A 22258-nucleotide genomic window follows, 5' to 3' on the forward strand; every position below is an offset into this window, starting at 1 on the left:
TCCCCGGCAGGGATCGCTCAAGTCATCGAGGCGCCTGTGGTGTTCAGACGAGCTCGGTGACGGTACCGCCGGCGGCGGTGATCTTCTCCTTGGCGGAGCCGGAGACGGCGTCGACCGTCACCTGAAGCGCCACGGAGATCTCGCCCTGGCCGAGGACCTTGACGAGGCTGTTCTTGCGAACGGCACCCTTGGCGACGAGACCCTCGACGGTGACCTCGCCACCCTCCGGGTACAGCGCGCCCAGCTTGTCGAGGTTCACGACCTGGTACTCGGTCTTGAACGGGTTCTTGAAGCCCTTGAGCTTCGGGAGACGCATGTGGAGGGGCATCTGGCCACCCTCGAAGCGCTCCGGAACCTGGTAACGGGCCTTCGTGCCCTTGGTACCACGTCCAGCCGTCTTACCCTTCGACGCCTCACCACGACCCACACGGGTCTTGGCGGTCTTGGCGCCCGGGGCGGGACGGAGGTTGTGGATCTTGAGCGGGTTGTTCTCCGCCATGATCAGTCGACCTCCTCAACCGTCACGAGGTGGCGGACGGTGTGAACCATTCCGCGGAACTCGGGGCGGTCCTCCTTGACGACCACGGTGTTGATCCCCTTGAGGCCAAGGGACCGCAGGGTGTCACGGTGGTTCTGCTTGCTGCCGATGTACGACTTCGTCTGCGTGACCTTGAGGCGAGCCATTACGCACCCGCTCCCGCACGCGCACGGAGCAGAGCCGCGGGGGCGACGTCCTCGAGGGGCAGACCACGGCGAGCCGCGATCTCCTCGGGACGCTGAAGGCCCTTGAGGGCCGCCACGGTCGCGTGCACGATGTTGATCGCGTTGGACGAGCCGAGCGACTTCGACAGGATGTCGTGAACGCCGGCGCACTCCAGGACAGCACGCACCGGGCCACCGGCGATAACGCCGGTACCGGGGGAAGCAGGCTTGAGCAGGACGACGCCCGCGGCCTTCTCGCCCGTGATCGGGTGCGGGATGGTGCCCTGGATACGGGGGACCTTGAAGAAGTGCTTCTTGGCCTCTTCAACACCCTTGGCGATCGCGGCCGGCACCTCCTTGGCCTTGCCGTAGCCGACACCGACGGTGCCATCGCCATCGCCCACTACGACGAGCGCAGTGAAGCTGAAGCGACGACCACCCTTCACAACCTTGGCGACGCGGTTGATCGCGACGACGCGCTCAACGTACGCGGTCTTCTCGGCGGCAGCAGCGCCGCCGTCACGGCCCTTCCGGTCCCGCCGCTCGCCGCCACCGGCACCGCTTCCGCGGCGCTGGGGTCCAGCCATTGGATTACCTCTCTCTTTTTCCGCTAGCTACGCTGCGCCGCGGCACTAGGCCGCGAGCGCGACGGGCGGCTCAGAACTTGAGCCCGGCTTCGCGGGCGGCGTCGGCCAGGGCGGCGATACGACCGGCGTACCGGCTGCCACCACGGTCGAACACAACGGCCTCGACGCCTGCGGCCTTGGCACGCTCGGCGACCAGTGCGCCGACCTTGCCGGCCTGCGCCGACTTGTCATCGCCCTCGGTACCGCGGATCGAGGCGTCCAGGGTCGACGCCGACGCCAGGGTGTGACCCTGGATGTCGTCGATGACCTGGGCCACGATGTGGCGGTTGGAGCGGGTCACAACCAGGCGGGGACGCTCAGCCGTTCCGTTGACCTTCTTACGGATCCGGATGTGACGCCGCTTGATGGCAGCACGCTTGTAAGCGTCGCCCTTAGCGATCTTCGTACCGTATGCCATGGCTTACTTACCCGCCTTTCCGACCTTGCGGCGGATGACTTCGCCCTCGTACTTGACACCCTTGGCCTTGTACGGGTCGGGCTTGCGCAGCTTGCGGATGTTGGCCGCAACCTCGCCGACCTTCTGCTTGTCGATGCCCTCGACCGAGAACCGCGTCGGGTTCTCGACCTTGAAGCTGATGCCCTCGGGCGCTTCGACGGTGATCGGGTGGCTGTAGCCGAGCGCGAACTCGAGGCTCGTGCCCTTCGCCGCCACGCGGTAACCGACACCGCTGATCTCGAGCTTCTTCACGTAACCCGTGGTCACGCCGGTGATCATGTTCGCCACCAGCGTGCGGGACAGGCCGTGCAGGGCCTTGTTCTGACGCTCGTCGTTGGGGCGGGTGACGTTGAGAACGCCGTCCTCACCCTTGGCGATGTCGATCGGCGCAGCGACGGTGTGGGAGAGGGAGCCCTTGGGGCCCTTCACCTGGACCGTGCGGCCATCGATGGTGACGTCCACGCCGGCGGGAACCGTGATGGGGAGCTTGCCAATACGCGACATAGCTGTTTCCTCCGTTCCCTTCTACCAGACGTAGGCGAGGACTTCTCCGCCTACGCCCTTCTTGCCGGCCTGCTTGTCGGTGAGGAGACCGTGCGACGTGGAGATGATCGCCACGCCCAGGCCGCCGAGCACCTTCGGCAGGTTGGTGGACTTCGCGTAAACCCGGAGACCGGGCTTGGAGATCCGCTTGATGCCCGCGATGGAGCGCTCACGGTTCGGGCCGAACTTCAGCTCGAGAACGAGGTTCTTGCCGACCTCGGCGTCCTCGACCTTCCAGCCCGTGATGAAGCCCTCCTGCTGGAGGATCTCCGCGATGTGCGACTTGATCTTGCTGTGCGGCATACCCACGGTGTCGTGGTACGCCGAGTTCGCGTTACGCAGACGAGTCAGCATGTCCGCGATCGGATCAGTCATGGTCATGAATTGGCCTTCGGCCTCTCTCGCCGGGGTTTCCTGGATGCGCCATCCCTCTCCCCACTCACTCAGTGGCGGGACGGGTGCGGTGCGGGGGACCTACGGCGTAGTAAGTCGTACGGGCGTCAGGCGCCCAACCCTCCTAGCCTAAGCCATGGAGGGGTGGGCACCTGACCAACCCATTTGCTTACCGAGAGCTTCCAGAATCCCGAATTAGGGGATTACCAGGAGCTCTTGGTCACGCCCGGCAGCTCGCCACGGTGAGCCATCTCACGAAGGCAGACGCGGCACAGGCCGAACTTGCGGTACACGGAGTGCGGACGGCCGCAGCGCTGGCAGCGCGTGTAGCCACGTACGCCGAACTTGGGCTTACGAGCAGCCTTGGCAATCAGAGCCTTCTTCGCCATCTCGCTTACGCCTCCTTGAAGGGGAAGCCGAGGTGACGGAGAAGGGCGCGGCCTTCGGCGTCGTTGGTCGCCGTGGTCACCACGGTGATGTCCATACCCCGGGTGCGGTCGATCTTGTCCTGGTCGATCTCGTGGAACATGACCTGCTCGGTGAGACCGAAGGTGTAGTTGCCACGGCCGTCGAACTGCTTGGGAGACAGACCACGGAAGTCGCGGATGCGCGGCAGCGCGAGCGACAGGGTGCGGTCCAGGAACTCCCACATGCGGTCGCCACGAAGCGTGACGTGGGCACCGATCGGCTGACCCTCACGCAGCTTGAACTGCGCGATGGACTTGCGGGCCTTGGTGACGGCCGGCTTCTGACCGGTGATCGTGGTGAGGTCGCGGATGGCGCCCTCGATCAGCTTGGAGTCGCGGGCGGCGTCGCCCACACCCATGTTGACCACGATCTTGACGAGGCCGGGGATCTGCATGACGTTCTCGTACGAGAACTCGTCACGCAGCTTGCCCGCGATCTCCTCGCGGTACTTCGTCTTGAGACGCGGAGTGGTGGTGGTCGTCATCAGATGTCCTCACCCGTCCGCTTGGCAACGCGAACCTTGTTGCCCTCGTCGTCGAAGCGGTAACCGACACGCGTGACGACCTTCTTGCCGTCCTTCTCAACGACCAGCTGGACGTTGGAGACGTGGACGGGCGCCTCGGTCGTGACGATGCCGCCGGCCTGCGAACCCTTCGCGGTCGGGCCGGCCTTGGTGTGCTTCTTGACCCGGTTGACACCCTCGACCAGGACGCGGTCCTCGCGGGGGAAGGCCGCGATGACCTTGCCCTGCTTGCCCTTGTCCTTACCGGTGATGACCTGAACCAGGTCGCCCTTCTTGATCTTCATGCTTACAGCACCTCCGGCGCGAGCGAGATGATCTTCATGAACTTCTTCTCGCGCAGCTCCCGGCCGACCGGGCCGAAGATACGGGTGCCACGAGGGTCGCCGTCGTTCTTCAGAACAACAGCGGCGTTCTCGTCGAAACGGATGTACGAGCCGTCCGGACGGCGGCGCTCCTTGACGGTGCGAACGATGACCGCCTTGATGACGTCACCCTTCTTCACGTTGCCGCCGGGGATCGCGTCCTTGACGGTGGCGACGATGACGTCACCGATGCCCGCGTAGCGGCGACCGGAGCCACCGAGGACACGGATGCAAAGGATTTCCTTCGCACCAGTGTTGTCGGCGACACGCAGTCGCGACTCCTGCTGGATCACGTCTATCTCCTGATTGTCTGCCGGTTCCCGGCGAGCCCCGCAAGTGTTCTGCGTGTCTTGCGGAGCTCACCGAGCCTGGCGGAACTGTCCTGCGGGGGTGCCCGCAGGAGGACTTACTTGGCCTTCTCGAGGATCTCGACGATGCGCCAGCGCTTCGTGGCGGACAGCGGACGCGTCTCCATGAGGAGGACACGGTCGCCGATGCCGGCAGCGTTCTGCTCGTCGTGCGCCTTGAGCTTGCTCGTACGGCGGATGACCTTGCCGTACAGCGCGTGCTTCACACGGTCCTCGACAGCGACGACGACGGTCTTGTCCATCTTGTCGCTGACGACGAGACCCTCACGGGTCTTGCGGAATCCGCGCGCCTCGGTCGTGGTGCTGTTCTCGGTCACGTTGCTCTCGCTCATCAGGCGCTCTCCACCGTCTCGATGCCCAGCTCGCGCTCACGCATCAGGGTGTAGATCCGCGCGATGTCCTTCCGGACGGCCTTGAGCCGACCGTGGTTCTCGAGCTGACCGGTCGCCGCCTGGAAGCGGAGGTTGAACAGCTCTTCCTTGGCTTCGCGGAGCTTGTTGAGAAGCTCCTCGTCACCCAGTTCGCGCAGCTCGGACGCCTTGGTACCGGCCGACATCACGCTTCACCTGCCTCGCGCTTGACGATCCGGCACTTCATCGGCAGCTTGTGGGCTGCGCGAGTGAGGGCCTCACGGGCGATCTTCTCGTTGGGGTAGGACAGCTCGAACATGACCCGGCCCGGGTGCACGTTCGCGATCCACCACTCCGGCGAACCCTTACCGGAACCCATGCGGGTCTCGGCAGGCTTCTTCGTGAGCGGGCGGTCCGGGTAGATGTTGATCCAGACCTTGCCGCCACGCTTGATGTGGCGGGTCATCGCGATACGGGCGGCCTCGATCTGGCGGTTGGTCACGTACGCCGGCGTGACGGCCTGAATGCCGTACTCGCCGAACGCGACCGTCGTACCGCCCTTGGCCATACCACGGCGCTTGGGGTGGTGCTGCTTGCGGTGCTTGACCCTACGGGGGATCAGCATGTCGGTCAGGCCTCCGTTCCGGTGCTTTCAGCAGCCGGAGCGGCAGCCGCCGGAGCCTCGGCCTTGGGGGCCTCGGCAGCGGGAGCCTGCTGCGGCTTGCGGCCACGTCCACCGCGCTCGCCACCACGGCCACCACCACGGGCCGGACGGTCGGCACCGCCACCGGCACCACCGCGGGCCGGGCGGTTACCCGCACGGGCAGCGGCGTTCTCGGCGCGGACCTCGGCGATGTTCTTGACGTCGCCCTTGTAGATCCAGACCTTCACACCGATACGGCCGAAGGTCGTCTTGGCCTCGAAGAAGCCGTAGTCGACGTTCGCGCGGAGCGTGTGCAGGGGCACACGGCCCTCGCGGTAGAACTCCGAGCGGGACATCTCGGCGCCGCCGAGACGGCCACCGCACTGGATCTTGATGCCCTTGGCGCCGGCCTTCATCGTGCCCTGCATGCTCTTGCGCATGGCACGACGGAAGGAGACGCGGGAGGACAGCTGCTCGGCGACGGCCTGGGCCACCAGCTGAGCGTCCGTCTCCGGGCTCTTGACCTCGAGGATGTTGAGCTGGACCTGCTTCTTGGTCAGCTTCTCCAGGTCGCCGCGGATACGGTCGGCCTCGGCGCCGCGGCGGCCGATGACGATGCCCGGACGCGCGGTGTGGATGTCGACGCGGACGCGGTCACGGGTGCGCTCGATCTCGACCTTCGAGATACCGGCGCGCTCCATGCCGGACGTCATCATCCGACGGATGGCGACGTCTTCTCCGACGTAGTCCTTGTACAGCTTGTCGGCGTACCAACGCGACTTGAAGTCGGTGGTGATGCCGAGTCGGAACCCGTGCGGGTTTACCTTCTGGCCCATTACCGGGAACCTTCCTTGCTGCTGACGACCACGGTGATGTGGCTGGTCCGCTTGCGGATCCGGTAGGCACGGCCCTGGGCGCGCGGCCGGAACCGCTTCAGGGTCGGACCCTCGTCGACGTACGCCTCGGTGATGACGAGGCTGCCGGCGTCGGTGTGGTCGTAGTTGTGCGCGGCGTTGGCAATGGCGCTGTCAAGCACCTTGCCGACCGGCACGCTCGCGGCCTGCGGGGCGAAACGCAGGACCGCCTGAGCCTCCGTGGCATCCATGCCACGGATAAGGTCCACCACGCGGCGGGCCTTCATGGGCGTAACGCGGATGTACCGCGCCTGGGCCCTGGCTTCCATGGTTGTCCTTCCAGTGTCTGTCATGGTCATTCCACCCCGCGTTAGCGGCGCTTCGACTTCCGGTCGTCCTTGACGTGACCCCGGAAGGTGCGCGTCGGCGAGAACTCGCCGAGCTTGTGGCCGACCATCGACTCGGTGACAAACACCGGAATGTGGGTCTTGCCGTTGTGCACCGCGATCGTGTGGCCGAGCATGGCCGGGATGATCATCGAGCGACGGGACCAGGTCTTGATGACGTTCTTGGAACCGGCTTCGTTCTGGGCGTCCACCTTCTTGATCAGGTGGTCGTCGACGAAGGGCCCCTTCTTGAGACTGCGCGGCATCTAAACCCGCTCCTAGCGCTTCTTGTTCGTCTTGCGGCGGCGGACGATGTACTTGTTCGAAGCCTTCTTCGGCGAACGAGTACGACCCTCCTTCTGACCCCACGGCGAGACCGGGTGACGTCCACCGGAGGTCTTGCCTTCACCACCACCGTGCGGGTGGTCAACCGGGTTCATCGCCACACCGCGAACGGTCGGACGGACGCCCAGCCAGCGCTTGCGCCCGGCCTTGCCCCAGTTGATGTTGCTCTGCTCGGCGTTGCCGACCTCGCCGACCGTGGCGCGGCAGCGCTGGTCGACCAGACGGATCTCACCGGAGGGCATACGAAGGTGGGCCATCGTGCCCTCCTTCGCCAGCAGCTGCACCGAGGCGCCTGCGGAGCGGGCGAACTTGGCGCCGCCACCGGGACGGATCTCGATCGCGTGGATCGTGGTACCGACCGGGATGTTGCGGAGCGCCAGGTTGTTGCCCGGCTTGATGTCGGCCCCAGGACCGTTCTCGACGCGGTCGCCCTGCGACAGGTTGCGGGGGGCGAGGATGTAGCGCTTCTCGCCGTCCGCGTAGTGCAGCAGCGCGATGCGCGCGGTGCGGTTGGGGTCGTACTCGATGTGCGCGACCTTCGCCGGCACGCCGTCCTTGTCGTGACGACGGAAGTCGATCACTCGGTAGGCGCGCTTGTGTCCGCCACCCTGGTGGCGAACGGTCACACGACCGGAATTGTTACGGCCGCCCTTGCTGTGCAGGGGGCGAACCAGCGACTTCTCCGGCGTGGACCGCGTGACCTCGACGAAGTCGGCGACGCTGGAGCCACGGCGGCCCGGCGTAGTCGGCTTGTACTTGCGGATTCCCATTTCTCAGTCCTCGTCCGATATCGGACGATCCGACCCTCCGTTAGGAGGCCGGACCGCCGAAGATGTCGATACGGTCGCCCTCTGCGAGGGTCACGATCGCTCGCTTGGTGTCAGCGCGCTTACCGAAACCGCTCTTGGTGCGCTTGCGCTTGCCGATGCGGTTGATCGTGTTGACCCCGGTGACCTTGACCGAGAAGACCGCCTGGACGGCCTGCTTGATCTGGGTCTTGTTGCTGCCCGGAGCGACGATGAACGTGTACTTGTTCTCGTCGATGAGCGCGTAGCTCTTCTCGGACACGACCGGCTTCAGCAGGACGTCACGGGGGTCCGTGTACGACTTGCTGACCGGCGTGACGACGGTGTTCTTGCCCTCGGCCTCGTGGCGCTTCGCCTTGGCGACGCGCGCGGCCTTGGCGGCCTTGGCCGCCTTGGAGGCAATGGCGGGGTGACGGATCGCCATCAGACCTCGCTCCCTTCGGTGTCAGTGGCCTTGGGGCCGGACACGAAGGACTCGAAAGCGGCCTGGGTGAAGACCACGTCGTCCGAGACGAGAACGTCGTACGTGTTCAGCTGGCCCGGCTCCAGGATGTGCACCTGGGGCAGGTTGCGCGCGGAAAGCAGCGCGGCCTCGTCGGAGCGCTCGATGACCAGGAGCACGTTCTTGCGCTCGCTGACCTTGCCGAGGAAGCTCTTCGCGGCCTTGGTGGAGGGGGTCTCGCCCTCGATCACGCCGGTGATGACGTGGATACGAGCGTTGCGGGCCCGGTCGGTGAGGGCGTGGCGCAGGGCCGCGGCCTTCATCTTCTTGGGCGTCCGCTGCGAGTAGTCGCGCGGGGTGGGGCCGTGAACGACGCCACCGCCGGCGAACTGCGGCGCACGGGTCGAACCCTGACGGGCGCGGCCGGTGCCCTTCTGGCGGTAAGGCTTCTTGCCACCACCGCGGACCTCGCCACGACGCTTGACCTTGTGCGTGCCCTGACGGGCGGCGGCCAGCTGTGCGACGACGACCTGGTGAAGCAGCGGAACGCTGATCTTCTCTACGTCGAAGATCTCGGCCGGGAGCTCGATGGTCCCGGCTGTGTCGCCGGAGGGCGACAGAATGTCAATGGTGCTCATGAGTCCTCAGGCCCCCTTGGCCGCGGTGCGGACCAGGACGAGGCCGCCGTTCGGACCAGGAACCGCGCCCTTGATCAGGAGCAGGCCCTTCTCCGCGTCAACGGCGTGAACGGTCAGGTTCTGGGTGGTGACCCGCTCGTTGCCCATGCGACCCGCCATGCGGAGGCCCTTGAACACGCGGCCCGGGGTGGCACAGCCACCGATGGAACCGGGGGAGCGGTGCTTGCGCTGGGTGCCGTGACCGGCGCCGAGGCCCTTGAAGTTGTGACGCTTCATGACACCGGCGAAGCCCTTGCCCTTGCTCTTGCCGGTCACGTCCACCTTGACGCCGGCCTCGAAGACCTCCGCGGAGATCTCCTGGCCCAGCGTGTACTCGGAGGCGTCCGCGGTGCGGATCTCGACGAGGTGGCGGCGGGGGGTGACGTCGGCCTTGGCGAAGTGACCCTTGAGGGGCTTGTTCACCTTGCGGGGGTCGATCTCGCCGAAGGCGATCTGGACCGCTTCGTAGCCGTCGGTGTCGTTCGTACGGACCTGGGTGACGACGTTGGTGCTCGCCTTGACGACGGTGACGGGAACAACACGGTTGTTCTCGTCCCACACCTGCGTCATGCCGAGCTTCTCGCCCAGGATGCCCTTGATCTGCTTAGCCATTCTCAGATCACCGTTCCCTAGAGCTTGATCTCGATGTCGACACCGGCCGGGAGGTCGAGTCGCATCAGAGAGTCAACGGTCTTGGGCGTCGGGTCGAGGATGTCGATCAGGCGCTTGTGCGTGCGCATCTCGAAGTGCTCGCGCGAGTCCTTGTACTTGTGCGGCGACTTGATGACGCAGTACACGTTCTTCTCAGTGGGCAGCGGCACCGGGCCCGCGACCGACGCACCAGTTCGCGTCACCGTCTCGACGATCTTCTTCGCCGAGGAATCGATGACCTCGTGGTCGTAGGCCTTGAGCCGGATGCGGATCTTCTGTCCCGCCATGGCTACTCAGTAGTCCTTTGTCTAGTGAAACGCTCTGGAACCCGGGGGTTCGCGTCCCCGTCCTCCGACCCACGCGGTCGGGTGTGTCGCGCTCCTGCCGCACAGGTATCCGCTAATCCATCAACGGATTCCCCTGCGTACGAGGGACGCGGCCCGCCCGAAAGCAACCGCAGGACCGGGGGGCGTGGACACCCACCGGGCGCCTGGCCTGCACCCCGCTGACACTTCCCGAAAGATTCCCGTACGTCCGCCCCAGCGCTGCCTTACGGCAGTTGAGGCGACGAGTACTGTGGGACTCGCTTCCGGTCCTCCCGACGGGAGGCGCGCAGCATCGGCGCTCGACCGAGCAACTCCGACAGTCTGCCATACGGGGCACGGCCTCCGCCAATCGAGCCGGAGAGAATACCCCGAGGGTGACGAAGGTCAAACACGAGCACGACATGTCCCCCGGCCGGCGGCATCGGCGACGATCCTGGTGTGACGTATGACATGGACCTGGAGGGACCTGAACGGGGTGGCGGCCCGCCTGAGTACGGATCGCGTCGCCGTCCTGGCAGATACCGCTCACGGTCATACAGCTGTACGAGTCCGGCCACGCGTGGAACACGCTGCTCACGGAGACGGTGCCCCGGGCGGCCCGCGTACGCCACGCACAGGCCCGCCTGCTGACGCACACCCGGCCTGACGGCCCAGGACCCGTACCGGCCCCTCACGTACGACCCGGCGACCGTCCTGGCGGCCCACCCCACGAACAAGGTGATCCCGTTCGCGGGGATGGCCGCGGCGCGCCTGCACGGCGGGGTGACCGCCTCCGGCATGGAGGTGGTCATGACGGACGGCACCCGCCACAGACTCCCGGCCCGGCGGCTGCTGCCGCTGCTCGGCGCGAGGCTCACCCACTGACCGGGTTCAGCGCACGTCGATGTAGTCCTGGCCGCTGGTCGCGGTGCCGGTGACGCTGTTGCCGTAGTACACCCACCGGAAGAAACCGTCGGTGGTGGCGGTGACGGTGGTGCTCAGGGCACCCGCGCTGTTGGTCGTGACCTTCTTCAGCGTCTTGAAGGAGGTGGCGATCTTGGCCCGGAACTGGAGGCTCACCGTGCTGCCGGCGTAGGCGTCGTTCTTCTTGGTGGTCCAGTTCGCCCGGGTGAGCCTGCTCCTGAGGGTGAGCTTCTTGCCCTTGGCGACAGGCTCGGGGGTGGCGTCTGCGGTGGCGAGCTTGGCGGCTCGGCGGAGGGAGACGGTTCCGGACCTGGTCTCGTACTCCTCGGCCAGGAGGTTGCCATTGGCCTTGAACAGCATGAGGCGCAGGGCGATCTTCCACTTTGTGGCGTCGCTGTTGGAGTCGATCTCGTAGTGCGTCGGATCAGGATCGATACGGAGGTTGCCCTCGCAACGGGCCCTCTGGGAGCTGAGCTCGTAGCAGGTGAGAGTGCCCAGCCCTATGTAGTTGTCCCCGAAGTTGGCCACACTTCCCCGGTAAAGGAAGGGGGACACGTCCCAGCGGAACGGATCGGCCGTGCTGTACCCGGCCGGCAGGGTCGCATAGAAGCTGACGGACGGCTCCACCACCCTCGACGTGCCGACAACGATCGGCTTGTAGTCGTTGATGACAAGATCCGACACGACGATGCCCGTGTCCTTCGCCTGCGCGGCCGGGGCGTTGAGCACCGAGAGCGCGAGGGCTCCGGCCGTCGCGATCACGGCGGCGGTACGTCTTCGGTTCATTCGGGCCTCTCCGACAGTCAGTTGCTTGATCGGTTGATCAACTGGCGGGAAGCGTACGAGATGAAGGGGCCTACAGGTCGCCCGGCTTCGGCGGAGCCGCCTCGCCCTGGTCGTCCATCAGGATCCCCGTCACATCGACGAGATCCTTTCCGGCCTTGGACGGCACACAGACTTCCACGCGGACGATTCCGCTGGGGTACCTGGTGTACACAGGCGGATGCAGGGAACCGCGCAGATGAGCCACGAACCGGGCCACCCGCGCGCGCTGCGCATCCGTGAGGGCGCTTTCGGGCACAGCCTGTACGTCGCCGTTGAGAATCCCGGCGAGCCTCTCGGCGTTCGCCGGACTACCCGTGAAGAGACGAATCCAGGAGCCGTCCGCAAACGTGAGGCGCATATCCGCACCGATGCGGCTGAACTCCATTTGCCTGGCCCCGGAAATGGACTCGCGTGGAAACTCCGCCAGGACGCCGACCTCGTCGAGGAAGAGCAGCCGTCGGCTGGTCAGGACCAGATCCGTGAGGTAGCCCTCGGAGCGCCGCCCGGGATCGAGCTGCCACGGCACCGTACGGGCAAGGGTGCCGGGGGCGGCCCACATCACCGGGAAGTCGTCGACCTCGTTCTCCGGCTCCTCCGGCTTGCCCGATCCGGCACCGCTGCCGAAGGGCGAACCGCCGGCTCCGCCTATGTTGGCGATGATGTTCGCGATCACGGGAATCGCGGAGAGGAGCCCACGGCCGACGCTGCGTGCGGCCTGGTCGCCCTGCGTGCGCGGGGTGAAGACGGGACCGTCAGGCCATTCGGCCAGCTCCCCCTGGATGTCGTTGCGCTCGGGGTCCCGGAACCATCGGCTGCCGGAGACCGCGGGAGCCACCCCAGTGGCGAATTTGACGGTGATGCGGAAAAGCTGGTCCTCGTCGGCGGCGGGAGTCCAGTCCATCAGTGCGTCATCTCTCCTGAGCTGGGGAATTCCAGCGATCCGACTATTCCGGCAATGGCATGCGTGAACTCGTCCCACTGTTCCACAGAGGCCGTGTCCAGGGTGATCACAGCGGTGTAAGGACCTGTCGGGAAGGGGATGTGCACCTGGATCTGCCCCATCGTCAGTTCCTCGTCGTTGCCGCTCTTCGTGTACTGGCCGTCCACCACGAGTTCGCGGAACGAGATCACCGAGACCGCCGGACCGCACGGCAGGTCCAGCCACGTCACGTCTCGCATCGGCTCGGGGCCCAGCGTCGCGAAGACGCCCTGGGCGACGATGTCCGGGTCCGCCTCCCCCGACTCGAACACCGCCACGGTGAGCGAGCAGTGCGCCACGCCTCCGCCGTCCTCGATCTCGTACAGCCCGATACCGAAGAACGAGACGCCGCCCGACGACATCTCCTGTGCCGTGGCCCCGTACAGCGCACTCATCGCCTCCCACAGGGGCTCCTCGCCTCGCGGGTAGATGTCCCGGACCAACTGCCTTACGGCTTCGGTCCGTTCGGTCTCGTCGAGGGAGACCTCGATCGCGTGCATTCCTTCGGGCAGACGGATGCTCATGGGCGGCAGCGTCACGCCCTCCACGCCCAGCGCCCGGGGTTCTTCGGCGTTGTCCATACCTCGGTGCTCAGTTCCCGTAGTCGTTGGTGGCGATGGTGTGGGCCTTGTTGCCGGTGAGTGCGCCCTTGATGGTGGCGTCCAGGGCGCGGCCCGCGTTGCTCATCGGCGCGATGACGTCCTCGGCGCTCTTGATGAACGGCAGCTTGGACGCGACGAGGTTGATTCCCTGGGTGCCGAGCCACTGGCCCTGGCGGACGTTCTGTAGTCCGCTCTCGACGGCCAGAGCCATACGGCCGCCTTCGTCGCCGAGTTTGACGACCTGGACGATTTTCTGGGGGCCGAAGAGAACGAACAGCTTGCTGGCCTGTGGCGCCCCGACAAATCCCCGGCCGAGCTTGGCGGCGCGCGCGGTGGCTTCGGCACCCTTGGCCAACTGAGCAGTCCCCGTAAGCCCCTTCACCCCCGGCAGAATCCCCAGCGCGTCGAAGCCGATGTCCGCCCAGCTGACATCCGCGCCCGCCGCCTTGGCCACCACATGCGTCAGCAGTGCGGCCCCGCTCGTGATCATCGCCGCCGCCGCGAAGATCGCGCCGATCGGTTCGAAGGGAGCGGTGATGATGGCGATCACGCCCAGGGCGCTGCTGACCAGGCTCAGTACGTCGCCGATCTCCTTGATCAGGTCGGCGTGCTCCTTGAGCCAGTCGCCCGTGGCGCCCCAGGCGTCGGCGATGCCCGTGCCGAGCTTGTCCCAGAAGCCGGGCTCGTCGGGGGCGATGTCGGCGGCCTTGTCCAGCTCGCGGCTGATGTGGCCGGCGGCCCGGCGGTAGCGGTCTTCGAGTTCGTGGACCTTGCGGATGACGCTGTCCACGTCACCGGAGGCCTTGCCCAGCTCCTCGCTGCCGTCGCCGTCGGCCTTGGCCTCGGCGTCCGACTTGGCGTCGAGCTTCTCCTTCGCGGACTTGTCCAGGCGGTCCGTCTCGTCCTGGAAGTCCTGGAGTTCGCCGGCCCACTTGTGCAGAGCGCGCGCGGCCTTGTCGAACGACTCGTGGCTCTTGCGGATGAGCGGGGTGACGTCCTGGCCGATGTAATCGGAGAACGCGATCGCGGTCTTACCCTTCCAGGCACCGAGCTCGATCCGGTCCAACTCCCCCAGCGCGGTGCCGAGTTCGCTCGCCAGCCTGCCCAGCCGCTTCGCGAGGTCCCGGGTGTCCTCGACATCCCCCGGGGTGGGGTCCCAGCCTATGTTCGGCGGTACGGTCCGCTGCCCGGCCACGTCACTTGCCCTTCTTGGAGGCCTTGGCGGCCTTGAGGGACTCGGCCAGTTGCAGGTCCAGGTCGTCGAAGGTCTCGGCGATCTTGTTGATCATCTTCACCGCACCCTGGGTGTGCTTGCCGAGCTGCTTGATGCCGTAGCCCCAGTCGTCGGCGAAGTCCTGGACGTCCTCGACGAGCCCGCTCTCCCCGACGCAGGAGGCGTCCGCGCTGCGCAGGCTGCGCCGGGTCGCCTCCATGCGGTCGCTGATCGAGGAGAACGTCTTCTTCAGGTCCGCGAATATGGTGTCGTCGAGGCGCAGGTCACTCATGGTGGTTCCCCCGTGGAACACGAAACAACAGTGCGATCAAGGAACCGAAGTTATCGGTGGGATCGACGCCTTCGCCACGCCGAGCCCCTCACCTGGGGCGGGCGATCCGGAATCATTGCCGGGAATTTAGCGGACCTTTGCATTGGCAACGCGCCCACCGGAGGGTGACGAGTCCCGCCTGGTTCAGCACTCACCCACCCGGTCGATGTCGGAAATCACTTCCCTCCGCACCTTTGGTGTCGGATTCCCGAGATCCGGCGGTCATGGCTGGATCCCCGCCATCACCCAGCGGAAAGTGACGCCCGAAGTCAGCTACCGCCGCGTCCGGCGCCCCAAGGGAGAGTTTCGTGAACGTCACGTCCACGGTGGAAGTGCCGCAGGAACGGCGGGTGGCCACGCTCGTCATGGCCTGTCTCGGCGTGTTCGTCGCCTATCTGCCGGTGACCACCGTCTCGGCCAGCCTGCCCGCCATTCAGCGGGCCCTCGGTACCTCGACCTCGCAACTGTCCTGGGTGTCCGACGCGTTCGTGCTGCCCATGGCCGCCCTCATCCTGACCGCCGGGGTGTTCGGGGACGTGCACGGCCGGAAGAAGGTGTTCCAGGCCGGGCTGGCCTTCAGTGGCCTGGGCGCGCTGATCGCGCTGTGCGCGCAGTCCGTCGAGGTCGTGTGGGTCGGACAGGCGTTCGCGGGGCTCGGGGCCGCCGCCCTGCTGCCCACGACGCTCGCTCTGATCAGTCACGCCGTCCCCGACCCTCGTGAGCGCGGGAAGTTCATCGGGCTGTGGGCGACCGCCCTCATGTCGGCGCTGGCCCTCGGTTCTCTCATCGCCGGCGTGATCCTCGAACACTTCGCCTGGCGCTGGATCTACCTCCTGCCCATCCCGGTCTCGCTGCTCGCGATGGCGTTCGCCGCGAAGCTGCTGACCGACTCCCGCGCCCCGGGCACCCGCCGTCTGGACTGGCCCGGCCAGGCCACCGCCGCGCTGACGATCACCGCTCTGGTGTACGGGATCATCGAGGGCGGCGTCACCTCCTTCACCGACCCGAAGGTCATGGTGGCGCTGTCCACCGCCGTGGTCGGCGCGGTCGCGTTCGTCATGGTGGAGCGGCGCAGCGCCGACCCGATGCTGGACCTGACGCTGTTCCGCAGCCCGGCCTTCACCGCCACCACCCTCATCGCCATGATCAGCTTCCTCGGTCTGATCGGCTTCTTCTTCGCGCTCAGCCTCTACTTCGGCATCGTCCAGCAGCTCAGCACCCTCGAAGCGGCCTACCGGCTGGTGATGGTGAGCATGGTCCCGCTGCTGCTCGGCGCCCCGGTCGGGCGTCTGATGCACCGCGTCTCCCCTCGGGTGCTGATCCCGGGCGGCCTGGTGATCAGCGCCGCCGCGCTGCTGTCGCTCACCTCCATCGGTACGGACACCTCGTTCGGCTCGCTCGCCTGGCGGCTGGCCCTGCTCGGCTTCGGTCTGTCCTTCGTCATCACGCCGATGACCGCCACGGCCGTCAGTTCGGTGCCGTTCCACCAGGCCGGTATGGCCGCGGCCGGCAACAACGCCTTCCGGCAGGTCGGCGGCGCCCTCGGTCCCGCCGTCCTCGGCACCCTGCTGACCTCCCGGGCCGTCGACGCCCTGCCCGACCACCTCAGTGACGCGGGTCTGACCGGGGCGACGGTCCGGCACGTCACCTCGGTCGCGGACAGCGGCGGGCTCAGCGCGGTCGGCGGACTCGACCTCGGCGCGGACACACCCCGGGTCATGGCCGCCCTGTCCGAGGCCTTCGTCGACGGACTGCGGCTCTGTCTGATCGTCTCGGCCGTACTGGCCCTGCTGGCCGCCGCCGTGGGAGCCGCCCTGCTGCGCCGCCAGCAGCACACGACACCCCGGGTCACCGCCCAGGGCACCCAGGCCCCCGTCCCGCACGCCACCACCGGCGCCGCGACACCCGACGTACCGGCAGCACGGCCCTGAGCGGATCGGATGACCACCGGGCCTGCCGGTACCGGCGCCGTCCGTGGGGACGGGTTCGGCGCCTCCGTGTGGCCCGGGACCGATTCCCCCGGGTCCCGGGCCACACGGCATCCGAGGGCGGCCTACGCTAGGACAACCCCCTCGATCAACGATGAACCCCTTTCGGCAGGTCACCGCCCCGCCTCCCACCCACAGCAGGAGAATCCCGGTGGAGCACTCCGCCCCCAGTGCCCCGGGCACCCTCGACGCCCTCGACCTCAAACTGCTCCACGCGCTCGAGATCGACGGACGGGCCCCGTTCAGCCGTATCGCCGAGGTCCTCGGAGTCTCCGACCAGACGGTGGCCCGGCGCTTCCGGCGGCTGCGTACGACGGCGAGCCTGCGGGTGCTGGGCATGACCGACGCGAGTGTGCTCGGCCGGACCAGCTGGATCGTGCGGCTGCGCTGCACCCCCGACGTGGCCGAGCAGCTCGCGAACGCCCTGGCCAGGCGCTCCGACACCTCGTACATCGACCTGGTCTCGGGCGGTACCGAGGTGGTGTGCTCGATGCGGCCCCGCAGCCAGCGGGAGCGGGACGAACTCCTCTTCGACCGCCTCCAGCGCACACCCCGGGTCGTCTCCGTCAGCGCCCACTGCCTGCTCCACCACTTCTACGGCGGCGCACTGGGCTGGCTGAACAAGAACCGGGCGCTGGAGCCGGCGCAGGAGGACGCGCTGCGTCCGCCCCGGACCGAGCCACCGGCGACGCCCGTACTCCTCGACGAGACCGACGAAGCGCTGCTCGCCCTGCTGCGGCGGGACGGCCGGGCCACGTTCGCCGAACTCCAGACCGGCACCGGCCAGTCGGAGTCCGTCGTCCGACGGCGACTGGAGCAGCTGCGGTCCACCGGTGCCCTGTACTTCGACGTGCAGATCGACAACGCGGCTCTCGGCCAGGGCGTCACCGCCCTGCTCTGGCTGACCGTGAAGCCGTCCGCCCTCGACTCGGTCGGACGGTCACTCGCGGAACACCCCGAGGTGAGCTTCGCCGCGGCGACCACGGGCCAGTCCAACATCGTCGCGGCCGTCAGCAACCGCAGCACGGGCACCCTGTACACGTACCTCACCGAGCGGATCGGCGTCCTCGACGGCGTCCACTCCGTCGAAACGACCCTGGCCCTCCGCCAGATCAAACAGCTCGCCTACGAACCGACCCGCTGAGCCGCCGAGCCAACAGCCGCCGGCCGAGAGCGAGTCAGCCTGCGGCCAGCCCCTCCCCCACCGACGCATACGCCGGCTTCCGCCCGAACTCCTCGTCCATCAGCGTCGCCGCCCCCTGCCCGGCGAACACCCCCGGCACCCACGAGTACTTGTCGCTGAACCCCCACACTGTGAACGACGTGCACCGCCGGGCGTTCAGACAGGCGTCCAGCAGCCCCCGGAAGTACGTCGCCTGCGCCGCCAGCTTCGCCTCCTCCACGGGCAGGATCATGCGTACGTCGACCTCCGTGAACGCCGTCTGCATGCCCAGCTTCTCGAAGCGCGCGAGGTTCTCGGTGACCTGGCCCGGGAAGCCGTACTGGATCGCCAAGTGCCCCTGGATGCCGAAGCCCTGTACCGGCACGCCCTCCGCCCGCAGCCTCTTCGCCAGGTCGTAGTAGGCCGTCGACTTCGCGTTGACGCCCTCGACGTTGTAGTCGTTCAGGAACAGCCTGGCCTTCGGGTCGGCCGCGTGGGCCCAGCGGAAGGCGTCCTCGATGTACGACGGACCCAGCTCACGCAGCCAGATCGAGTCGCGCAGCGAACCGTCCTCCTCGAAGACCTCGTTCACCACGTCCCACTGGTAGATCTTGCCCTTGTACCGCTTCACCTCCTTCGTGATGTGGGCCTTCAGAATCCCGCGCAGCTCCTCCGCCCCGATCGATCCGTCCGCCACCCCTGTCGTCAGCCAGCCCGGCAACTGGCTGTGCCACACCAGCGTGTGGCCCCGCACCGCCTGCCCGTGCGCCCGCGCGAAACGCACCAGGTCATCGGCCTTCCCCCAGTCGTACGTCCCCCGACTCGGCTCGACCGATTCCCACTTCATCACGTTCTCGGCGGTAACTGAATTGAACTCCCGTGCGACTTTTAGGCGATATGTCGTATCGTCAGTCAGCGCCGCCATGTCCACGGCAGTGCCGATGCGTACGCCGGTACCGGCCGCCAACGCCCGCAGCGGGACGGGGTCCGGGTGCGCCGACGCCGGCTGCGCACCCGCGCCGGTGATCAGAAGCGCCACGCCCACCAGCGCCACGGCGGAAACGGGCATGCGGAAGCTGTTCATGTGCGGTCCCTTCGCTCGGTGTACTACCTCTTCAGCGGATGCGGCGACTCTCCAACGGCCCCAGACAAGTCGGCGTCAGCCCACCCGTGTCGATCACCAGCCGCTGCACCACCACCGTCGGATCGACCACCCAGAACTTCAGCCGGTGCACCCCCGCCGCAGCCACCGCATGCCTGGTCGCCGTCACATTCACGTTGTCGGACGTGTGCCGTGCCCACTGCTTGTTCATCAGACCGTCGTCCGCGCCCGTGACGGCGTGGATGTCGACCTGCTGCGGCTCGCCCTCGTCGAACGAGACCGCGTAGCGCAGCCCGCCCGTCGGAAGCGTCGGATTGCGTGGCGACAGATACGCCCACACCGTCACCTCACCCGCCGACAGCAGACCGACCTCGTACTCCAGCCGCGCCGAACCCCCGCCCGGCGTCCGGCGCGGAGCCGTCACCGGCCAGGGCGTCATCCCCGCGCCCGTCCGCCCGATACGGTCCAGCCGCCGCCAACTCCCGACCGCCCGCGAGTGGTTGTCGGCGTCGATCGCCACATAACCCCCCGCCTCCACGAACCCCCGCAGCCCCCGCCGTTCCCTCCGAGACGGCTTCTCCACGACACACCCGACCGCCACCGACGCCCCCGCGCCCGACACCGTCAACGAGGCCTCCGTACGACCGTCCGGCACCCGCGCCCAGTCCACGGTCACCCCCAACCGCACCTGCTGCTCGACCCGCCCCCTCGGCCGGTCCACCACCAGCCACGACACCGACGACTCCACCCGGTACGCGAAGGGCGTACGCCCCCGGTTGAACACCTCGACGTACTGGTCGGGCCGCGTCTGAAACGGGCTGAACACCGGCAGCACGGCCTCCCGCTCCGCACCCCCCGGCCACCACTCCCCCGAGTCCTCCGCGCCGTCGACCGACACCCCCAACTCCCCGTCCACCGGCAGCTCCACGCGCCGCACGGCCGGGAACAGCACGTCCGGGAGTGCCACGTTGTCCTTCTCTGGCTGCTGCCAGGGCGCGTTGGGCCCGTACCGTTCCACATCGCCGTAGTCGATGTGCGGCTGGGTCTGGAAGCCCTCCCATTTGCCGCCGGCCACCGCATGGTTGAAGTGATCGGCGAGCGCGAAGTCCCGTTCCAGGCCGGCTTCCGCCTCCGCCGCGCGGTCGTTGGTCGCCGCGCGCCCCTGAGCCGCGTACAGGAGGTTCTTGAACTCGGCCTCGCGCAGGGCGTACAGGTTGGCGGTCGCCGCCACCTCGTACCCGACCAGCTCGTACCACGCGTCCTGCGCCGACGCGGGCAGCCGCCGCCCCACCCGCTCCGCCTCCCGCGCCAGCCCCCGCCACTCCTCCGTCGCCCGCTCCAACTCCCGGTGACCGAAGCGGAAAGGGGTCTCCTGGTCGTCGTACACGATCGCCGACTCGTCCTTCGTCGGGTCCTTCGCGGGGTTCAGGGTGATGCGGCGGTTGAGCAACTCGGGCTTGCGGCGGGCCTGGAGCTGCCCGTACTCGGCGAGCACCGACGCGATCGCCGCCGCGTGCTCGGCCCCGAAGTTCTGCCGGGCGTACCGCCGTTCCCACTCCTCCAGGGCCGACAGGTCCCAACGAGTGGGATTCCAGGCGTAGTTGAGGAAGAACTCGGTCGGGAGTTCGTTCCCCTTCAGGTCGCCGACGTTCGTCACCCACAGGCCGTGGTTCCCGTACGCGTGCGCCTGGTGGAGCTGGTCCCAGAGGTTCTGGAGGTTGGCCGTGTCCACCCACTTGTAGTTGCGGCCCACGCCGACGTAGTCAAAGTGGTAGTACAACCCATACCCACCGCTCCTCGCCGGTTCCGCCGGGTCGGGATGCTTGCGGATGTTGCCCCAGTTGTCGTCCGTGAGGACGACCGTGACGTCGCCCGGAACCCTCAACCCCCGGTCCCAGTACCGCTGGACCTCCTTGTACAGGGTCCACACCTGCGGGGTCTCCGACAGCGGCCTGCCCGTCACCTCCGCGATGATCCCTCTCTGCGTCTCGATGATCTCCCGCATCAGCTCGATGCCGTCGCCGTCCGGCAGGCTGGTGTCGCCGTTGCCGCGCATGCCGAGCGTGACGACGCCCTCGAAGTCCTCGTCGACCATGCGCTGGATTCCGTCGCGCCAATACGCCCTTACCGCCGCCGCGTTCCGCCGGTACGACCACTCCCCCGTGCCCCCGTACGGGTCCCGGCCCGGCGTCACCACGTTCCCCGCGCTGTCGCGCACCGCCGGTACCGCGTGCCGGTTCCACTCCTCGATGCCGCGCATCATCGGCGCCTCGTGGGACGTACCCATGACGATGCCGTACGCCTTCGCCCGAGCATGGTTCTCCGGGTCGTCCTCGGCGAACGCCCGGCCCCACACGGCCGGCCAGAGGTAGTTGGCCTTCAGACGCAGCAGCACCTCGAAGACCCGCTCGAAGAAGGCGGAGTTGAAGCCGCCGGGGTGGCCCGGCGCCTTCCCGGGGCCGAAGAACCTCGGCGCCCACGTCCCCAGCGCCGGGTTCTCGTCGTTGATGAAGATTCCCCGGTACTTCACGGCCGGGGTGCCCTGCGTGAACCTGCCCGGTAACACGTACACCGCGTCCCGGTGGACCGGCGGGACGTCGTCCCACCAGTACCAGGGCGAGACCCCGATGCCGTACGAGACGTCGTACGCCCCGAAGATCGTGCCGCGCGGGTCGCTGCCCGCGATGACGAACGCCCGGTCGACGCCGGGCATCGGGTGTTCCACGACGGTCTGGAGTGAGGTCTCCCAGCGCCCCGCGATGCCCGTGACGTCGAGCTTGCCGGTGCGGACCAGACCGTCGATCAGCGGACTGCGGCCTATCGTGCCGACGAGGATCACCTCTCGGGCGACGGTCGCGGCCGGACGTACACCTGTGACGCGTTCGATGTCGTCCCGCAGGTCGGCAGCCACTCGTACGACCCCGGGGTGGTCGTCCGTGCTGACCACGACCGGGGCGCCGACCAGCGCGAACGCCCCGCCGGTGAACGAGATGTACGCGCCGGCGTCCGTACGGCGAACGCCGGTCTCCCCCGCCCGCGCGACCCCCGACAACACCGGCACCGCGGCGATACCGGCCCCGAGAACGGCTCTACGGCTGACGGCCCCAGACATGACGTACCCACCCCTCCGCCGAATTTGGTCAGTGGCATGACAAATGGTGGGGTGAGTGCACGGAGTGAACAACGGGTCGTACGCGCCGAATAGTTTCGTAACAGCAAAGGGGCCCGCAC

At 67.5% G+C, this 22258-nt stretch carries 31 protein-coding genes; 3 read left to right on the forward strand and 28 right to left on the reverse strand.

Going from position 1 to position 22258, the window contains the following annotated elements:
- Nucleotides 1-43: 43 nt before the first annotated feature.
- The 21 genes from rplO to rpsJ all read right to left on the reverse strand — a co-directional run bounded on the left by rplO (nt 44) and on the right by rpsJ (nt 9883).
- Complete coding sequence (gene rplO, locus OG787_RS17845; RefSeq protein ID WP_030671797.1) at nt 44-499, reverse strand: 50S ribosomal protein L15; 456 nt, start codon at nt 497-499, stop codon at nt 44-46.
- A gap of 2 nt (nt 500-501) precedes the next feature.
- A complete protein-coding gene (rpmD, locus tag OG787_RS17850) occupies nt 502-684 on the reverse strand; it encodes a 50S ribosomal protein L30 (protein ID WP_006376032.1) in 183 nt (60 codons plus the stop codon).
- On the reverse strand, nt 684-1289 hold the full coding sequence (rpsE, locus tag OG787_RS17855) for a 30S ribosomal protein S5 (RefSeq protein WP_006376045.1): 606 nt from the start codon (nt 1287-1289) through the stop codon (nt 684-686). The genes rpmD and rpsE overlap by 1 nt, the downstream gene beginning before the upstream one ends.
- 70 nt (nt 1290-1359) lie before the next feature.
- On the reverse strand, nt 1360-1746 hold the full coding sequence (rplR, locus tag OG787_RS17860; protein WP_235475500.1) for a 50S ribosomal protein L18: 387 nt from the start codon (nt 1744-1746) through the stop codon (nt 1360-1362).
- 3 nt (nt 1747-1749) lie between these two features.
- Complete coding sequence (gene rplF / locus OG787_RS17865) at nt 1750-2289, reverse strand: 50S ribosomal protein L6 (RefSeq protein ID WP_235475501.1); 540 nt, start codon at nt 2287-2289, stop codon at nt 1750-1752.
- Between the two features lie 21 nt (nt 2290-2310).
- On the reverse strand, nt 2311-2709 hold the full coding sequence (rpsH, locus tag OG787_RS17870; RefSeq protein WP_010986352.1) for a 30S ribosomal protein S8: 399 nt from the start codon (nt 2707-2709) through the stop codon (nt 2311-2313).
- Nucleotides 2710-2924: 215 nt separating this feature from the next.
- Nucleotides 2925-3110 carry a type Z 30S ribosomal protein S14 gene (locus OG787_RS17875; RefSeq protein WP_003948630.1) on the reverse strand — a complete coding sequence of 62 codons (186 nt, stop codon included), beginning with the start codon at nt 3108-3110 and terminating at the stop codon, nt 2925-2927.
- A 5-nt stretch (nt 3111-3115) separates the two neighbouring features.
- Nucleotides 3116-3673: a 50S ribosomal protein L5 gene (rplE, locus tag OG787_RS17880; RefSeq protein ID WP_369030559.1), complete on the reverse strand. Its 558-nt coding sequence runs from the start codon at nt 3671-3673 to the stop codon at nt 3116-3118.
- A complete protein-coding gene (gene rplX / locus OG787_RS17885) occupies nt 3673-3996 on the reverse strand; it encodes a 50S ribosomal protein L24 (RefSeq protein WP_235475503.1) in 324 nt (107 codons plus the stop codon). Before rplX ends, rplE begins: the two co-directional genes overlap by 1 nt.
- A gap of 2 nt (nt 3997-3998) precedes the next feature.
- On the reverse strand, nt 3999-4367 hold the full coding sequence (gene rplN, locus OG787_RS17890) for a 50S ribosomal protein L14 (protein ID WP_006376015.1): 369 nt from the start codon (nt 4365-4367) through the stop codon (nt 3999-4001).
- A 113-nt stretch (nt 4368-4480) separates the two neighbouring features.
- Nucleotides 4481-4774, reverse strand: coding sequence for a 30S ribosomal protein S17 (gene rpsQ / locus OG787_RS17895; protein ID WP_369030558.1), 294 nt, complete (start codon nt 4772-4774; stop codon nt 4481-4483).
- Nucleotides 4774-4998, reverse strand: coding sequence for a 50S ribosomal protein L29 (rpmC, locus tag OG787_RS17900; RefSeq protein ID WP_005481220.1), 225 nt, complete (start codon nt 4996-4998; stop codon nt 4774-4776). The genes rpsQ and rpmC overlap by 1 nt, the downstream gene beginning before the upstream one ends.
- Entirely contained in the window at nt 4998-5417 is a 420-nt protein-coding gene (rplP, locus tag OG787_RS17905) for a 50S ribosomal protein L16 (protein ID WP_235475505.1), read from the reverse strand. The genes rpmC and rplP overlap by 1 nt, the downstream gene beginning before the upstream one ends.
- Nucleotides 5418-5422: 5 nt before the next feature.
- Nucleotides 5423-6271, reverse strand: coding sequence for a 30S ribosomal protein S3 (gene rpsC / locus OG787_RS17910; protein ID WP_105974512.1), 849 nt, complete (start codon nt 6269-6271; stop codon nt 5423-5425).
- Nucleotides 6271-6618 carry a 50S ribosomal protein L22 gene (gene rplV / locus OG787_RS17915; protein WP_235475507.1) on the reverse strand — a complete coding sequence of 116 codons (348 nt, stop codon included), beginning with the start codon at nt 6616-6618 and terminating at the stop codon, nt 6271-6273. Before rplV ends, rpsC begins: the two co-directional genes overlap by 1 nt.
- 41 nt (nt 6619-6659) lie before the next feature.
- Entirely contained in the window at nt 6660-6941 is a 282-nt protein-coding gene (gene rpsS / locus OG787_RS17920) for a 30S ribosomal protein S19 (RefSeq protein ID WP_010986346.1), read from the reverse strand.
- A gap of 12 nt (nt 6942-6953) precedes the next feature.
- On the reverse strand, nt 6954-7790 hold the full coding sequence (gene rplB / locus OG787_RS17925; protein WP_006376052.1) for a 50S ribosomal protein L2: 837 nt from the start codon (nt 7788-7790) through the stop codon (nt 6954-6956).
- A gap of 40 nt (nt 7791-7830) precedes the next feature.
- Nucleotides 7831-8250, reverse strand: a complete 420-nt coding sequence (rplW, locus tag OG787_RS17930) for a 50S ribosomal protein L23 (protein ID WP_369030557.1) — start codon at nt 8248-8250, stop codon at nt 7831-7833.
- The gene (rplD, locus tag OG787_RS17935; protein WP_235475509.1) at nt 8250-8906 is read right to left on the reverse strand and encodes a 50S ribosomal protein L4; all 657 of its coding nucleotides are present in this window, start codon (nt 8904-8906) and stop codon (nt 8250-8252) included. Before rplD ends, rplW begins: the two co-directional genes overlap by 1 nt.
- 6 nt (nt 8907-8912) lie before the next feature.
- Nucleotides 8913-9557 carry a 50S ribosomal protein L3 gene (rplC, locus tag OG787_RS17940; RefSeq protein WP_235475510.1) on the reverse strand — a complete coding sequence of 215 codons (645 nt, stop codon included), beginning with the start codon at nt 9555-9557 and terminating at the stop codon, nt 8913-8915.
- A gap of 17 nt (nt 9558-9574) precedes the next feature.
- The gene (rpsJ, locus tag OG787_RS17945) at nt 9575-9883 is read right to left on the reverse strand and encodes a 30S ribosomal protein S10 (RefSeq protein ID WP_003948644.1); all 309 of its coding nucleotides are present in this window, start codon (nt 9881-9883) and stop codon (nt 9575-9577) included.
- A gap of 774 nt (nt 9884-10657) precedes the next feature.
- Between rpsJ and OG787_RS17950 the strand changes: the two genes are divergently transcribed.
- Nucleotides 10658-10786 (forward strand): hypothetical protein, encoded by a 129-nt coding sequence (locus OG787_RS17950; RefSeq protein ID WP_405535724.1) that lies wholly within the window; start codon nt 10658-10660, stop codon nt 10784-10786.
- 6 nt (nt 10787-10792) lie between these two features.
- Here OG787_RS17950 and OG787_RS17955 read toward each other — a convergent pair whose 3' ends face one another.
- From OG787_RS17955 to OG787_RS17975, 5 genes are all read right to left on the reverse strand, one after another.
- A complete protein-coding gene (locus OG787_RS17955) occupies nt 10793-11611 on the reverse strand; it encodes a hypothetical protein (protein ID WP_405535725.1) in 819 nt (272 codons plus the stop codon).
- 70 nt (nt 11612-11681) lie between these two features.
- Complete coding sequence (locus OG787_RS17960; RefSeq protein WP_369030554.1) at nt 11682-12551, reverse strand: hypothetical protein; 870 nt, start codon at nt 12549-12551, stop codon at nt 11682-11684.
- Nucleotides 12551-13210, reverse strand: a complete 660-nt coding sequence (locus tag OG787_RS17965) for a hypothetical protein (protein WP_369030553.1) — start codon at nt 13208-13210, stop codon at nt 12551-12553. The genes OG787_RS17960 and OG787_RS17965 overlap by 1 nt, the downstream gene beginning before the upstream one ends.
- A 10-nt stretch (nt 13211-13220) precedes the next feature.
- On the reverse strand, nt 13221-14426 hold the full coding sequence (locus OG787_RS17970; protein ID WP_405535726.1) for an enoyl-CoA hydratase/isomerase family protein: 1206 nt from the start codon (nt 14424-14426) through the stop codon (nt 13221-13223).
- 1 nt (nt 14427) lies between these two features.
- A complete protein-coding gene (locus OG787_RS17975; RefSeq protein ID WP_369030551.1) occupies nt 14428-14736 on the reverse strand; it encodes a hypothetical protein in 309 nt (102 codons plus the stop codon).
- 347 nt (nt 14737-15083) lie between these two features.
- Here OG787_RS17975 and OG787_RS17980 point away from each other — a divergent pair, with 347 nt between their 5' ends.
- Together OG787_RS17980 and OG787_RS17985 are read left to right on the forward strand one after the other, a co-directional pair.
- Nucleotides 15084-16706: an MFS transporter gene (locus OG787_RS17980; RefSeq protein WP_405535727.1), complete on the forward strand. Its 1623-nt coding sequence runs from the start codon at nt 15084-15086 to the stop codon at nt 16704-16706.
- Between the two features lie 208 nt (nt 16707-16914).
- On the forward strand, nt 16915-17907 hold the full coding sequence (locus tag OG787_RS17985) for an Lrp/AsnC family transcriptional regulator (RefSeq protein ID WP_369030550.1): 993 nt from the start codon (nt 16915-16917) through the stop codon (nt 17905-17907).
- 34 nt (nt 17908-17941) lie between these two features.
- On the opposite strand, the gene OG787_RS17990 is transcribed toward OG787_RS17985, so the two are convergent.
- Both OG787_RS17990 and OG787_RS17995 read right to left on the reverse strand, forming a co-directional pair.
- Nucleotides 17942-19009 (reverse strand): endo-1,4-beta-xylanase, encoded by a 1068-nt coding sequence (locus tag OG787_RS17990; protein WP_405535728.1) that lies wholly within the window; start codon nt 19007-19009, stop codon nt 17942-17944.
- 31 nt (nt 19010-19040) lie between these two features.
- The gene (locus OG787_RS17995; protein WP_405535729.1) at nt 19041-22139 is read right to left on the reverse strand and encodes a glycosyl hydrolase 115 family protein; all 3099 of its coding nucleotides are present in this window, start codon (nt 22137-22139) and stop codon (nt 19041-19043) included.
- Nucleotides 22140-22258 lie beyond the last annotated feature (119 nt).

It is taken from the genome of Streptomyces sp. NBC_00075 (genome assembly GCF_045041225.1).
Classification (GTDB): Bacteria; Actinomycetota; Actinomycetes; order Streptomycetales; family Streptomycetaceae; genus Streptomyces; species Streptomyces adonidis.